The sequence below is a fragment of the Brevundimonas sp. A19_0 genome (genome assembly GCF_017744255.1).
In the GTDB taxonomy this organism is placed as follows: Bacteria; Pseudomonadota; Alphaproteobacteria; order Caulobacterales; family Caulobacteraceae; genus Brevundimonas.
Window position 1 is genome coordinate 98,453 of sequence record NZ_JAGHQP010000008.1, and the last position, 13,814, is coordinate 112,266.

Here is a 13,814-nt window from a genome sequence, read left to right on the forward strand (position 1 = left end):
TTTTCTTTCAAATGCCTGCCGCCCTGCGGCGCTCAATTCAGGTCCACAATGTCCATTCTCATCGACAAGAACACCAAGGTCCTCGTCCAGGGGCTGACCGGCAAGACCGGCACCTTCCACACCGAACAGGCGCTGCGCTATTTCGGCACGAAGATGGTGGGCGGGGTTCACCCGAAGAAGGGCGGCGAGACCTGGCACGGGTCCGAGGGCGAAAGCCTGCCGATCTTCGCCTCGGTGGCCGAGGGCCGCGACCAGACCGGCGCCGACGCCTCGGTCATCTATGTGCCGCCGGCCGGTGCTGCGGATGCCATCATCGAGGCGATCGAGGCCGAGGTGCCCTTCATCGTCTGCATCACCGAGGGCATTCCGGTCGCCGACATGGTGCGGGTCAAGGCGCGCCTCGACCGGTCGAACTCGCGCCTGCTGGGCCCGAACTGTCCCGGCATCCTGACGCCCGAGGAATGCAAGATCGGCATCATGCCGGGCTCCATCTTCAAGAAGGGCTCGGTCGGCATCGTGTCGCGTTCGGGCACCCTGACCTATGAGGCCGTCTTCCAGACCACCAATGAAGGCCTGGGCCAGACCACGGCGGTCGGCATTGGCGGCGACCCGGTCAAGGGCACCGAGTTCATCGACGTGCTCGAGATGTTCCTCGCCGACGAGGCCACGAAGTCGATCGTCATGATCGGCGAGATCGGCGGCTCGGCCGAGGAGGACGCCGCCCAGTTCCTGATCGATGAGGCGAAGAAGGGCCGCAAGAAGCCGATGGTCGGCTTCATCGCCGGCCGGACTGCGCCCAAGGGTCGCACCATGGGCCACGCCGGCGCCGTCGTTTCGGGCGGCAAGGGCGATGCGGAGTCCAAGATCGCGGCCATGGAGGCGGCCGGCATTACGGTTTCGCCGTCCCCGGCGCGCCTGGGCACCACCCTGGTCGACGTCCTGAAGGGCTGAAGCGGGGCTGTTGCGGGAAATTTCTGGTCGCAGGACGAAATTTCCCGCCCTTTCGCCCCGTTTCGGTCATGACCCGCCGCCGAACCGTGCGTATATGTCCCGTCACCGACGGAGCGTGCCGCTCCGCGGCCAAGGGACTGCGACGAACACGATGGCGGATGATGCCGGTCGGCTGAACCAGGTCTTTGCCGAGACCAGCTTTCTCTACGGGGCGAACGCCGCCTTTATCGAGGATCTCCACGCGCGCTGGGCCGATGACCCGGCCTCGGTTTCGGCCGAGTGGCGATCCTTCTTCGACCAGCTGCGCGATTCCGCCTCGACGGTGAAGGCCTCGGCCGGCGCCGGTGCCTGGGGCCGCAAGGGCGCGGGCGAACCGTCCGAGGATACCGGCGTATTCGACGGCCGCTGGCCCGAAGCGAAGCCCGCCGCCAAATCCGCTGGAAAGCCGGGAAAGGCCGCTACGCCCGCCCCTGCATCCGCCGCCTCGGCCGCGACGCCCGAGGATGTGCGCGCCGCCGCCCACGATTCGATCCGCGCCCTGATGCTGATCCGCAGCTACCGCGTGCGCGGCCACCTGCAGGCCACGCTCGATCCGCTGGGCATGGAGCCGCCGGTCCAGAACCCCGAGCTGACCCCCGAATTCTACGGCTTCAGCGAGGCCGACCTCGACAAGCCGATCTTCCTCGACGGCGTGCTGGGTCTCGAGACCGGCACCCTTCGCGAGGTGCTGGCCATCCTGAGGCGTACCTACTGCGGCCACATCGGCATCCAGTACATGCACATCGCCGAGCCGGAGGAGAAATCCTGGCTGCAGGCGCGCATCGAGGGCCCCGACAAGTACGAGGAAAACGCCTTCACCCGCGAGGGCAAGCTGGCCATCCTCAACAAGCTGATCGAGGCCGAGACCTTTGAGCGCTTCCTGCACAAGCGCTTCCCCGGCACCAAGCGGTTCGGTCTGGACGGCGGCGAGGCCATGGTCCCGGCGCTGGAGCAGGTCATCAAGCGCGGTGGCAATCTGGGCGTCGACGAGATCGTGCTCGGCATGGCCCACCGGGGTCGCCTGAACGTCCTGTCGGCCGTGATGGGCAAGCCCTATCGCGCCATCTTCCACGAATTCCAGGGCGGCTCGTCCGTGCCGTCCGACATCGATGGCTCGGGCGACGTCAAATATCACATGGGCGCCAGCTCGGACCGGTCGTTCGACGACAACCGGGTCCACCTGTCGCTGACCGCCAACCCCAGCCACCTCGAGATCGTCAATCCGGTGGTGCTGGGCAAGGCACGCGCCAAACAGGCCTTCGACATCCGTGAGGCCAATGCCGGCAAGCCCGAGGCCGAATGGGCGCTGGACCGCACCAAGGTGCTGCCCCTGCTGATCCACGGCGACGCGGCCTTCGCCGGTCAGGGCGTGGTGGCCGAATGTTTCGCCCTGATGGGGCTGAAGGGCTACCGCACCGGCGGCACGGTGCATTTCGTGGTCAACAACCAGATCGGCTTCACCACCGCTCCGCGCAACAGCCGCTCCTCGCCCTATCCGTCGGACGTGGCCCTGATGGTCCAGGCGCCGATCTTCCACGTGAACGGCGACGATCCCGAGGCCGTGGTCTTCGCCGCCAAGGTGGCCACCGAGTTCCGCCAGAAATTCCACAAGGACGTGGTGGTGGACATGTTCTGCTACCGCCGCTTCGGCCACAACGAAGGCGACGATCCGACCTTCACCCAGCCGCTGATGTACTCGAAGATCCGGGCCCAGAAATCGACCCGCGAACTCTACGCCGAGCGTCTGGTCGCCGAGGGCGTGATCTCCGCCGAGGAGGTCGAGGCCGAGATCACCCGCTTCGAGGAATTCCTCGACGCCGAATTCGACGCCGGCAAGACCTTCAAGGCCGAGAAGGCCGACTGGCTGGACGGCCAGTGGCACGGCATCGGCAAGCCCGAGGGCGACGAGCTGCGCGGCGAGACCGCCGTCTCGAAGGACCGCCTTGTCGAGATCGGCACCCGCCTGACCACCGCGCCGAACAGCATCGACGTCCACAAGACCCTGCGTCGCGTGCTGGATGGCCGCCGCCAGATGATCGAGACCGGTCAGGACCTCGACTGGGCGACCGCCGAGAGCCTCGCCTTCGGCACCCTGCTGGACGAGGGCTTCCCCGTCCGCCTGTCAGGCCAGGATTCGGTTCGCGGCACCTTCTCCCAGCGCCACTCCGGCATCATTGATCAGACCACGGAAGAACGCTTCGTTCCGCTCAACCACCTCCGCGACGGCCAGGCCCATTTCGAGGTGATCGACTCCGCCCTGTCGGAAGAGGCCGTGCTGGGCTTCGAATACGGCTATGCCCTCAGCGACCCCAATACGCTGGTCATGTGGGAGGCCCAGTTCGGCGACTTCGTGAACGGCGCCCAGGTCGTCATCGACCAGTTCATCAGCTCGGGCGAGCGCAAATGGCTACGCATGTGCGGCCTGACCATGCTGCTGCCGCACGGCTATGAAGGGCAAGGGCCCGAGCACTCCTCGGCCCGCCTGGAGCGCTTCCTGCAGGCCTGCGCCGAGGAAAACATGCAGGTTGCCAACTGCACCACCCCGGCCAACTATTTCCACATCCTGCGCCGCCAGATGCACCGGCCGTTCCGCAAGCCGCTGATCCTGATGACGCCCAAGTCGCTGTTGCGTCACAAGAAGGCCGTCTCGCCCCTGTCGGATCTGGCCGAGGGCAGCTCCTTCCACCGCGTGCTGCACGACGACGCCCAGACCCGTCCCGACGTGGCCGGCATGACGCTGAAGGGCGATCCCGACATCCGGCGCGTCATCCTGTGCTCGGGCAAGGTCTATTATGACCTGCTGGAAGCGCGCGAGGCCGCCTTCAAGGACGGCAAGGCCGTGGACGATATCTACATCCTGCGTCTGGAACAGTTCTATCCCTGGCCGATGAAGTCGCTGATGACCGAACTGGCGCGCTTCCCCGGCGCCGAACTGGTCTGGTGTCAGGAAGAGCCCAAGAACATGGGCGGCTGGACCTTCGTCGATCCCTGGCTTGAACTGACGCTCGACAAGCTCGATGTGAAGTCGAAGCGCGCCCGTTATGTCGGTCGTCCCGCCTCGGCGTCCACGGCGGCCGGTCTGATGAGCCGCCACAAGGCCGAGCTCGACGCCTTCCTCGCCGACGCCCTCGCCACCCCGAACTGACCCCTGCTTATCCGGAACCGGAACTGACATGGCTGATATCCTGACCCCCGCCCTTGGTGAATCCGTCACTGAGGCCACCATTGCGAAGTGGACGAAGAAGGTCGGCGACCCGGTCAAGCGGGACGAGCTTCTGGTCGAGCTGGAAACCGACAAGGTCTCGCTGGAGGTGGTCTCGCCCGCCGACGGCACCCTGGCTGAAATCGCCTTCGACGCCGGCGACACCGTCACCCCCGGCGCCGTGCTGGGCAAGGTGACCGAGGGCGCCGCCGCCCCCGCCGGCGGGGCTGCCCCCAAGGCCGAGGCCGAGCCCGCCGCCGACCCGGCCGCCAAGGGCGACAGCGAAGCCGCGGTGCCGGTCCAGGTGCCGACCATGGGTGAAAGCGTCGCCGAGGGCTCGGTCGGGACCTGGCAGAAAAAGTCCGGCGACCGGGTGTCGAAGGATGAGCTGCTGGTCGAGATCGAGACCGACAAGGTGGCCGTGGAAATCAGCGCTCCGGCCGATGGCGTCCTGACCATTTCGGCCGAGGCCGGTTCGACCGTCACCCCAGGTCAGGTGATCGGCCAGATCGCCGCCTCGGGTGAGGCGGCTGCCGCTGCGCCGAAGGCCGAGGCCGCGCCCGCCAGGGCGTCGTCGGGCTCGGACGCGCCGCACCTGTCGCCCGCCGTCCAGCGCGTGGTGGCCGAGAACAACCTTGATCCGAAGTCCATCCAGGCCACCGGACCCAAGGGCAATATCACCAAGGCCGATGCGCTGAAGGCCGCGTCTCAGCCTCAGGCTTCGGCTCCGGCCGCTGCCGCTCCGGCCAAGGCCGCGCCGGCTGCTCCGCCGCGCGAGGTCGGTCCGCGCGAGGAACGGGTCAAGATGACCCGCCTGCGCCAGACCATCGCCCGCCGCCTGAAGGAATCGCAGAACACGGCCGCCCAGCTGACCACCTTCAACGAGGTGGACATGTCGGCGATCATGGCGCTGCGCAATCGCTACAAGGATGCCTTTGAAAAGCACCACGGCATCAAGCTGGGCTTCATGAGCTTCTTCGTGAAGGCCACGGTCGCGGCGCTCAAGGAACTGCCCGCCGTCAATGCCGAGATCGACGGCACCGACATCATCTACAAGAACCACTACGATATCGGCGTGGCGGTCGGCACCGACAAAGGTCTGGTCGTGCCGGTCCTGCGCGACGCCGACGTCCTGTCGCTGGCCGGCATCGAAAAGGGCATCGGCGATCTGGGCCGCGCCGCCCGCGACGGCGATCTGACGCTGGACCAGCTCCAGGGCGGCACCTTCACCATCACCAATGGCGGGGTCTACGGCTCGCTGATGTCGACGCCGATCCTGAACATGCCCCAGGCCGGCATCCTCGGCATGCACAACATCGTCCAGCGCCCGGTCGCCATCGACGGCAAGGTCGAGATCCGCCCGATGATGTATCTGGCCCTCAGCTACGATCACCGCATCGTCGACGGCAAGGAAGCCGTGACCTTCCTTGTGCGGATCAAGGAACACCTCGAGGACCCGCAACGCTTCCTGCTGGATCTGTAGGAGCAATCGTACCGGAAGGCGAATGGCCGAAGAGTTCGAAGTCGCCCGATTTTTGACGGTTGCCGAAGCGGAACTGCTGGTCGCGCTGTTGGGCCGGCATGGTATCCGCGCATGGCTCCCGGATCGGGACATGGCCACCATGTTGCCCCACGTGCAGATGGCTCTCGGCGGCATCCGGGTCGTTGCATACGAAGAGCAGATCGTCGCGGCCCGCGACATCGCCGTGCGCGCGCGGGCAGGCGAATTCGCGACTCCGGTTGACTTTGACGATTGGCAGGAAGACGCCATTCCCGGCCAGATCGGGGAATTGGACGAGGCGGATGTTCATGGAACGGTGGGAGCACCGGCCCTGAAATGGTGGGGTGTCGGGCTCGTGGCGGCCGGAACCCTGATTGTCTGGATGCTGGGCTACACCAACGATCTCAGGGAGTTCCTGCCCTAGACGTCCCCCAGCACCTCATCCGTATGCTCGCCCAACGCGGGCGGCGGCCGATCATAGGCGACCGGCGTGGCCGACATCCGGATCGGGCTGGCGACGGTGCGCACCGGCTCCGACAGATCGGCGCGGACCTGTTCGACCTCCAGACCCCGGTGCCGCGCCTGTGGCTCCTCGAACACCTGATCGACTGTATTGACCGGACCACAGGGCACGCCCGCAGCCTCCAGTACGGCCATCAGTCCCTTCATGGGGTGCCCGGCTGTCATCGCCGACAGTTCGGCCGACAGGGTCGCGCGGTGCTCGATCCGCACAGCATTGGTGGCATAGCGAGGGTCGGTGCCCATGGCTGCAGCGCCCAGAGCCGAGCACAGGGCGCGGAACTGGCTGTCGTTGCCGACCGCGATTACGACCATACCGTCCGTGCACGGAAAGGGCTGATAGGGCGCCAGGTTCGGGTGGGCGTTGCCCATGCGCGTCGGCGCCGTGCCCGAGACGAAATAATTGGTCGCCTGATTGGCCAACATGGCCGCCTGCACATCGAACAGGGCGATGTCGATCTGCTGGCCCTCGCCCGTCGCCCGGGCATGCAGCAGGGCCGCCATGATGGCGTTCGACGCATAGAGCCCGGTGAACAGGTCGGCGACCGCCACCCCGACCTTCATCGGCTCGGCCCCCGGGGCCCCGTCGGGCTGGCCGGTGATCGACATCAGCCCGCCCATGGCCTGGATCATATAGTCATAGCCGGCCCGGTGGGCGTCGGGCCCGTCCTGCCCGAAGCCGGTGATCGAGCAATAGACCAGCTTCGGATTGATCGCCTTCAGCGAGGCCCAGTCCAGCCCGTACTTCTTCAGCCCGCCGGTCTTGAAATTCTCGACCACGACATCGCAGGTCCTCGCCAGTTTGCGGACCGCCCCGGCCCCCTCGGGCGAGGCGATGTCGACCGCCACCGACTTCTTGCCCCGGTTGGCGCACAGGAAATAGGCGGCGTCGCCCCGCGACCCGTCGGTCCTGGTGGTGAAAGGCGGGCCCCACAGGCGGGTGTCGTCCCCCGCCCCGGGCCGTTCGATCTTGATCACCTCGGCGCCCAGATCGGCCAGCGTCTGCGTCGCCCACGGCCCTGCCAGCACCCGGCTGAGATCAAGAACGCGAACGCCGGAGAGAGGACCTTTCGGAGTGACGAGTGGCGAGTGGTGAGTGGCGAGGCGATCCTGGCCCTGGCCGTCGGTCATCGAGCCGCGTCCGGTCGCGCCATCGGCGTCGCGGTAATTTCGCTCATCACTCGCCACTCGCCACTCATCACTGTCTTACAGCCCCGGATCCCACACACCCGCCTCGCGCATGCGGCATTCGCGCGCCTCGCGGGCGCGGCTGCCCACCTCCTCAGCCATGCAGCAGACCTCGCGCGAGACCGTGGTCTTGCACAGGCCCGGCACGATCGAATGCAGGAAGGCCGCGCCGGCCAGCCTCAGCAGGCGGAAGCCGAACCGCGACGAGGCGGCCATATGCTCGAAATACCCCTCGTCCACCTCGCGCGGGTGGTCGACGAACAGACGGTGAAACAGGCGGCTCATGCGCGGATCATAGCCGCAGTCCGCGCGGCCCTCTACCCGTCCGGCACGTTCTGTCCTACACCCCCGCGGCAAGGGCAGAACAAGAGGTCCGCCCGGAGACCCGCCCGCAGACCTTCAGGAGCGCACCATGGCCGACGGCGCCACCCCCACCCGTACCTTCCGCTGGGATGACCCGCTGGATATGGACAGCCGCCTGACCGACGACGAGGGCATGATCCGCGACGCCGCCCGGTCCTATGCGCGCGACCAGCTGCTGCCGCGCGTGGTGCGCGCCTTCGCCGACGAGACCTTCGACCGGTCGATCATGACCGAGATGGGCGAGATGGGCTTTCTGGGCGCCATGCTGCCCGAGGAATACGGCGGCTCCAACGCCTCCCACGTGGCCTACGGCCTGATCGCCCGCGAGATCGAGGCGGTCGACAGCGGCTATCGCTCGGCCATGTCGGTCCAGTCGTCGCTGGCCATGTACCCCATCTATGCCTTCGGCTCCGACGAACAGAAGGCGAAATTCCTGCCGAAAATGGCCGCCGGGGAGTGGATCGGCTGTTTCGGCCTGACCGAGGCCGATGGCGGCTCGGACCCGGCCTCGATGAAGACGAAGGCCGAAAAGGTCGACGGCGGCTATCGCCTGAACGGCGCCAAATACTGGATCACCAACAGCCCCATCAGCGATCTGGCCATCGTCTGGGCCAAGCTGGATGACGTGATCCGTGGCTTCATCGTCGAGCGCGACTTCGATGGCTTCACCACCGACAAGATCGGCGACAAGCTGTCGCTGCGCGCCTCCATCACCGGCGACATCGGCCTGAACGACGTCTTCGTGCCCGAGGCCAATCTGCTGCCGGGCGTGAAGGGGCTGCGCGGTCCGTTCTCCTGCCTGAACAAGGCGCGCTACGGCATCGCCTGGGGCGCCATGGGTGCGGCCGAGTTCTGCTTCCACGCCACCCGCGACTATGTGGGCGAGCGCATGCTGTTCGGCCGCCCCCTGTCCTCGCGCCAGCTGGTCCAGAAGAAGCTGGCCGACATGCAGACCGAAATCTTCCTCGGACTGGAGGGCGCGCTGGCGCTCGGCCGTCTGCTGGATACGGGCGCCTGGGTGCCCGAGGCCATCTCGATGATGAAGCGCAACAACTGCGGCAAGGCACTGGCCATCGCCCGCGAGGCCCGCGACATGCACGGCGGCGCCGGCATCACTGGCGAGATGCATGTCATGCGCCACGCCATGAACCTCGAGACGGTCAACACCTATGAGGGCGCCCACGACGTCCACGCCCTGATCCTCGGCCGCGCCATCACGGGCCAGAGCGCCTTCTAGGGCTCTTCCGAACCGTCCGACTCTTCGGTCTCTTCGGCCGCCGCCCCGCTCAGTTCGGGCGAATAGAGGCCGGTGACCAGCCGCGCGGCAAAACCCTCGGGCCGGATGCGCGGGCCGAAGCGGGCACAGGGGTCCGGGTCGGCGATGGCCCGCACTTCCCGCTCGGGCGGCGCGAACGCGTCGCCCACGGCGTCACCGAACGGTTCGGCCAGTTGCACGGCGTCGCCCACCCGCGACAGGGACGGATTGTCCGTCCCGATGGCCTGGGCGTTGCGCGACCACAGGATGATCGCCACCTGGCCCCGGTCGTTGCCAGCCAGCAGCTCGGCCTCGGCCGACAGCCCGCCCAGGGTGCCGGGCACCCGCACGCCGATCGGCCCGGGAATGAAGAAGCCGCTGGCCGCCGACACCGCCGATGCGGCACGCCCCGTCGGCCCGATGCGGCTGACCACGGCCCGCACCCGTCCGGCACCGGCCTCGGGCCCCGGGATCACGGTGAAGCGTTCGCTCAGCTCGTAGCAGACCTGCCGGTCGACCTCGCGCAGGACAAGCGCGATCTCGGCCTCTGTCAGGCCTTCTCCTGCGCCGTCCGCCAACAGGGCAGGCTCAAGGAACAGGCGCTCGACCGTGGCCGCCCGGTCGTCGTCCCTGCGCTGCCGGATTGAGGCGCGCACGGTATCCTCCCGTTCGACCAGTCCGTCATAATTGCTCAGCAGGCCGGACGGCGCCGCGCCGGGCGTGCCGCAGGCGGCAACCAGCAGGGCACCAAGCGTAACAGGCAGCATGGGGTGGAGCTTCATGGACAGGTCTCATCAGAAAACGTCAGCGCCCCGGCGCGCCGGCATCCCTTACATACGTTGCCCTGCGGCCATGGTTGCACCGGCCGGTCGGGCAAGCGTTGCCAATCCCGGTCTGCGCTCTATCCTTGCCGGGCGTGGGGGAGGCCAGATGACAGACCCGATCACTGACGAAACGGACGCCTTTGCGGCCCTCCGCGACCAGTTCGCCGGCCTGACCGCCCTGTTGCTCGAGGACGAGCCGGCCCTCTCCGAACATGTTGCCAGCCGGCTGACGCGCGCCGGCTTTGCCCGGGTGGACCGGGTCGAGTCGGGCGAGGCCGCGATAAAGGCCGTGGCCGACACTCCCTATGATGTGCTGATCCTCGACCGGCTGACGGCCGGGCTGGACGGGCTGGAGACGCTGAAACGCATCCGCGCGGGATCGGGGCCCTCGGCGGATTCCCCGGCCCTCATGCTGACCGCGCTGGGCGCCGAGCGGCAGAAGGTCGAGGGCCTGCTGGGCGGAGCCGACGACTATCTGGCCAAGCCCGTGGGCGACGAGGAACTGCTGGCGCGGATCGCGGCCCAGCTGCGCCGCTCGGGCCGCCGCTCGAAGGCGAACGGCGGCGATGTCACCAATGGCCCCTTCACCCTGTCGCCCGGCGCCCGCACCCTGCAGATCCGGGCCGCCGACGGCAGCCAGCGCGCCATCGACCTGTCCCCGCTCGAATTCGCTATCGTCTGTGAGCTGATGACCGCGCGCGGCCAGCCCGTTACCAAGACCATGCTGTGGGACAAATGCTGGGTGGAGTGGAATTTCCTCCCCGACAATTTCGTCAACATCATCGACGCCCGCATCAGCGCCCTGCGTCGCCGGCTCAAGGACCAGTGCCCCGAGGTGCCCGAGGCCATGCATCCGCTGATCGTCTCGGCCCGGAGCCAGAGTCTGGTGTTCCGCGACCTCGACGGCGTCGGCTGAGGCCCGGGTGACGGGCCCGACAGGCCTCCTGCGCGGCTGGCTGTCGCGGCGCACCACGGCCCAGCTGTCGGTCGCCGTGGCGGTGCTGGCGGCGCTGGCCCTGTCCGGCTCGGTGGTCATCACGGGACAGGCCGTCCGCGCCGACCAGCGCCAGAAGGCCGCCCTCTCGGCGCTGGCCGACTATGCCGCCATGGTCGACAAGCTGGGTGTCCAGGCCTACCTCGGCGCCGATCAGATCACCGAGGCCGACGCCGCCTATTTCTCGGCCTGGCTGACCGCCTTCCAGTCGGGTCCGAACCGCGAGGATCGCACGCTCGAGGAAGTCTGCCGCACGGGTCGCGGCGGGGCAGGGGTCCGTTTCATCCGCGCCCCGACCGGCAAGCCTGCGGGTCTGGCCGAGCTTGAGGAGGCCAGGGCCCGCCGCCTCCCGGGCCTCGGCGACGACGTCTATGCGGTCCGCCTGCCGTCCGGCACCCTCTGCCCGGGCCGCGACGTCGAGGTGGTGGTGGTCAAGCGCCAGACGGGCGCGCTCAGCATCATCGTCGGGCGGGTGGTGGACCGCGCGGGCGAAGCCTGGGGCCGGGCCGCCCTGATTGTGGGTCTCAGCGGCCTGCTGATCCTGATTTCGGGGCTGACCGCGGCCGTCTTTGCCCGTCGGCGGCTGGGCCAGGCGCTGGCCGAGGTCAGTGCCTCGCTCGACCGGGCCGCCATGGGCGACTTCTCGCGCCGCCCGCCGGTCGACGACATCGCGCCGGAACTTCGCCCCCTCAGCCTGCGGGTCAATCGCACCCTCGACCGGCTGGAGGAGCTGCTGGGCTGGCTGCGCGACTCCTCGGACCAGCTGGCCCATGATTTCCGCACGCCGCTGGCCCGCGCCACCGCCCGGCTCGAGCGGCTGGAGGAGGCCGACACCCCCGGAGAGCGCACCCGCCTCGCCCGGCTGGCCGGCGATGACCTGCGCCAGCTGACCCGCGCCATGAACGAGACGCTCGCCCTGCGCGACGGCTCCGCCTGGGTGTTCGAGACGGTCCAGCTCGATGACCTCGTCCGGGCTACGGTCGAGCTCTATGAGCCGCTCGCCGAGGCCCGGGACATCCGGCTGGTGGCCGACGTCGAGCCGGCCGCCCTGCTCGGGGTGCGCTCCCTGTTGCAGCGCGCCCTGACCAATCTGGTCGACAATGCGATCAAATTCTCGCCCGATGGCGGCACGGTCACCGTGTCGACACGGCCGACCGACACCGGGGTTACCTTCACCATCGCCGATCAGGGCCCCGGCATGGATCCCGCCCGGGCCCGGGGTGCGGTCGATACCGAGGACTCGACCGACCGGCCCGAGGTCGAGAGCCACGGCATGGGCCTGCCGTTCGTGCGCGCGGTGGTGCGGCGCCACGGCGGAACCCTGACAATCGATGACGCCGCGCCGGGGGCCATCGTCACGGCGCGTTTCTCGCGCTAAGACTCGGTCAGGAATGGATAAGGGAAATGCGATGCGTCGGTCTGTCCTGCTGAAGATGTCGGCCGCGGCCGTGGTGGCCCTCAGCCTGGGTGTGATCCCGGCCGGGATGGCCAGCGCCCAGGCCGGTCCCCTTCCGTATGACGAGGCGCGCGGCGTCTTCACCTTTGCCGCCGGGCTGGAGCGCACGCTTCCGGCGGTGGTCCAGGTCACCACCCTCGGCCAGTCGCGCGGTCCCCGCTCCGAGGACACCGAGGCCCAGCCCTTCGCCACCGGCTCGGGCGTCATCATCGACGCGGCCGAAGGCATCATCATCACCAACAACCACGTGATCGAGGGCGGCTCGAAGTATACGGTCGACCTCGCTGACGGTCGCCTGTTCGACGCCGTTCTGATCGGCACCGACAAGGCCACGGACATCGCCGTCCTGCGCATCCAGGGCACCGGCCTGTCCCAGGTCGAGATCGCCGATTCCGACACCCTGCGCACCGGCGACCTGGCCTTTGCCGTCGGCTATCCGCTGGGGCTGGACCAGACCCTGACCATGGGCGTCATCTCGGGCCTCAACCGCTCGGGCCTCGGCGACGCGGTCGAGGACTATATCCAGACCGACGCCGCGGTGAACTCGGGCAATTCCGGCGGGCCGCTGCTCGACAGCCGGGGCCGGCTGATCGGTATCAACACCTCCATCCTGTCGGGCGGCGGCGGGGGCAATGACGGCATCGCCTTCGCCGTGCCCACCCGCATCATGATGTATGTGGTCGGCCAGATCCGCGAGACGGGCGAGGTCCGCCGCGGCGGCACCGGGGCCCTGCTCAGCTCGCTGAACGCGGCCACCGCTCGCGAACTGGGTCTGAACATTGTGCGTGGCGCCGTGGTCCGCGACGTCGCGCCTGGCTCGCCGGCCGAGGCCGCGGGCCTGCAGCCCGATGATGTGATCGTCCGTATCCAGTCGCGCCCGGTCGCCAATGCCGGGTCCGTGCTGGCGACCGTCGGCGTGGCGGCTCCGGGCAGTCGGCTGGACGTCGCCTATCTGCGCGATGGCGTCGAGCGCCAGACCACGGTGGTGGTCGAGATGACCGAGCCTGGCCGCATCGCCCTGGGCCGCGACGCCCTGGTCGCGCACGGCGCCGGCTTCCGAGAGGCCCGCAGCGGCGAGCGCGGCGGTCAGGATCATCGCATCGTGGTCGAGGCGGTCGAGGGCGGCACCCCCGCCGCCGCCGCCGGTCTGGTGGCCGGCGATCTGGTGGTGTCGGTCAATGGCCGGAACGTCTCCAGCCTGCAGGCCCTGTCCAGCGCGCTCGACTCGAACGGTCGCTCGATCCGTCTGGTGGTGTCGCGCGGGTCCGAAACCGTGACCCTGACGCTCAATCTCTGATCGCGGATAGCCTGACGCGCGTGTGCGCCGGTCCGTATGCGGCCCGGGCGGCGTGCTTTGTCCTGCTCTGGGGGGAGTGAGGCTGACGGGGACCGGTTGCCCGGTCCCCGCCAACGCAAACGCCCGCTCCGGCCGGGGGGGGAGGGGGGAATGGCCGGAACGGGCGATGCTCGCTTGGAGGAAGCGTCGGCCCACTGAAACCCTTGGGGGGAGGAACCCGGGGGG

Annotated in this window: 11 protein-coding genes; 8 read left to right on the forward strand and 3 right to left on the reverse strand. The window is 68.5% G+C overall.

The window, feature by feature from the left end; all coding sequences use genetic code 11:
* Positions 1 to 48 precede the first annotated feature (48 nt).
* The 4 genes from sucD (at position 49) to J7346_RS09385 (ending at position 6,117) form a co-directional block, all read left to right on the forward strand.
* Positions 49 to 951 (forward strand): succinate--CoA ligase subunit alpha, encoded by a 903-nt coding sequence (gene sucD, locus J7346_RS09370; RefSeq protein ID WP_209119646.1) that lies wholly within the window; start codon positions 49 to 51, stop codon positions 949 to 951.
* A gap of 151 nt (positions 952 to 1,102) precedes the next feature.
* On the forward strand, positions 1,103 to 4,135 hold the full coding sequence (locus J7346_RS09375) for a 2-oxoglutarate dehydrogenase E1 component (protein ID WP_209119647.1): 3,033 nt from the start codon (positions 1,103 to 1,105) through the stop codon (positions 4,133 to 4,135).
* 28 nt (positions 4,136 to 4,163) lie between these two features.
* Entirely contained in the window at positions 4,164 to 5,675 is a 1,512-nt protein-coding gene (gene odhB, locus J7346_RS09380) for a 2-oxoglutarate dehydrogenase complex dihydrolipoyllysine-residue succinyltransferase (RefSeq protein ID WP_209119648.1), read from the forward strand.
* Between the two features lie 22 nt (positions 5,676 to 5,697).
* Positions 5,698 to 6,117 carry a hypothetical protein gene (locus tag J7346_RS09385; RefSeq protein WP_209119649.1) on the forward strand — a complete coding sequence of 140 codons (420 nt, stop codon included), beginning with the start codon at positions 5,698 to 5,700 and terminating at the stop codon, positions 6,115 to 6,117.
* Here J7346_RS09385 and J7346_RS09390 read toward each other — a convergent pair.
* A complete protein-coding gene (locus J7346_RS09390; protein WP_348521485.1) occupies positions 6,114 to 7,400 on the reverse strand; it encodes a CaiB/BaiF CoA-transferase family protein in 1,287 nt (428 codons plus the stop codon). The genes J7346_RS09385 and J7346_RS09390 overlap by 4 nt on opposite strands.
* An 18-nt stretch (positions 7,401 to 7,418) precedes the next feature.
* Positions 7,419 to 7,685 (reverse strand): DUF6356 family protein, encoded by a 267-nt coding sequence (locus J7346_RS09395; RefSeq protein WP_209119650.1) that lies wholly within the window; start codon positions 7,683 to 7,685, stop codon positions 7,419 to 7,421.
* A 127-nt stretch (positions 7,686 to 7,812) separates the two neighbouring features.
* On the opposite strand from J7346_RS09395, the gene J7346_RS09400 reads away from it, so the two are divergent.
* Complete coding sequence (locus J7346_RS09400; RefSeq protein WP_209119651.1) at positions 7,813 to 9,000, forward strand: acyl-CoA dehydrogenase; 1,188 nt, start codon at positions 7,813 to 7,815, stop codon at positions 8,998 to 9,000.
* On the opposite strand, the gene J7346_RS09405 is transcribed toward J7346_RS09400, so the two are convergent.
* Positions 8,997 to 9,800, reverse strand: coding sequence for a DUF3313 family protein (locus J7346_RS09405; RefSeq protein WP_209119652.1), 804 nt, complete (start codon positions 9,798 to 9,800; stop codon positions 8,997 to 8,999). The genes J7346_RS09400 and J7346_RS09405 overlap by 4 nt on opposite strands.
* 148 nt (positions 9,801 to 9,948) lie before the next feature.
* Here J7346_RS09405 and J7346_RS09410 point away from each other — a divergent pair, with 148 nt between their 5' ends.
* Genes J7346_RS09410 through J7346_RS09420 form a run of 3 tightly spaced genes read left to right on the forward strand, consistent with a single transcriptional unit; the run spans position 9,949 to position 13,589 of the window.
* A complete protein-coding gene (locus J7346_RS09410) occupies positions 9,949 to 10,758 on the forward strand; it encodes a response regulator transcription factor (protein ID WP_209119653.1) in 810 nt (269 codons plus the stop codon).
* 7 nt (positions 10,759 to 10,765) lie between these two features.
* Positions 10,766 to 12,214, forward strand: coding sequence for a HAMP domain-containing sensor histidine kinase (locus tag J7346_RS15210; protein ID WP_209119654.1), 1,449 nt, complete (start codon positions 10,766 to 10,768; stop codon positions 12,212 to 12,214).
* Between the two features lie 31 nt (positions 12,215 to 12,245).
* Complete coding sequence (locus J7346_RS09420) at positions 12,246 to 13,589, forward strand: trypsin-like peptidase domain-containing protein (RefSeq protein ID WP_209119655.1); 1,344 nt, start codon at positions 12,246 to 12,248, stop codon at positions 13,587 to 13,589.
* Positions 13,590 to 13,814: the final 225 nt, after the last annotated feature.

Excerpts from the sequence above, each read along its gene's own strand:
- sucD (WP_209119646.1), top strand. The coding sequence starts at position 49 with ATGTCCATTCTCATCGACAAGAACACCAAGGTCCTCGTCCAGGGGCTG.
- J7346_RS09375 (WP_209119647.1), top strand. The coding sequence starts at position 1,103 with ATGGCGGATGATGCCGGTCGGCTGAACCAGGTCTTTGCCGAGACCAGC.
- odhB (WP_209119648.1), top strand. The coding sequence starts at position 4,164 with ATGGCTGATATCCTGACCCCCGCCCTTGGTGAATCCGTCACTGAGGCC.
- J7346_RS09385 (WP_209119649.1), top strand. The coding sequence starts at position 5,698 with ATGGCCGAAGAGTTCGAAGTCGCCCGATTTTTGACGGTTGCCGAAGCG.
- J7346_RS09395 (WP_209119650.1), bottom strand. The coding sequence starts at position 7,685 with ATGAGCCGCCTGTTTCACCGTCTGTTCGTCGACCACCCGCGCGAGGTG.
- J7346_RS09400 (WP_209119651.1), top strand. The coding sequence starts at position 7,813 with ATGGCCGACGGCGCCACCCCCACCCGTACCTTCCGCTGGGATGACCCG.
- J7346_RS09405 (WP_209119652.1), bottom strand. The coding sequence starts at position 9,800 with ATGAAGCTCCACCCCATGCTGCCTGTTACGCTTGGTGCCCTGCTGGTT.
- J7346_RS09410 (WP_209119653.1), top strand. The coding sequence starts at position 9,949 with ATGACAGACCCGATCACTGACGAAACGGACGCCTTTGCGGCCCTCCGC.
- J7346_RS09420 (WP_209119655.1), top strand. The coding sequence starts at position 12,246 with ATGCGTCGGTCTGTCCTGCTGAAGATGTCGGCCGCGGCCGTGGTGGCC.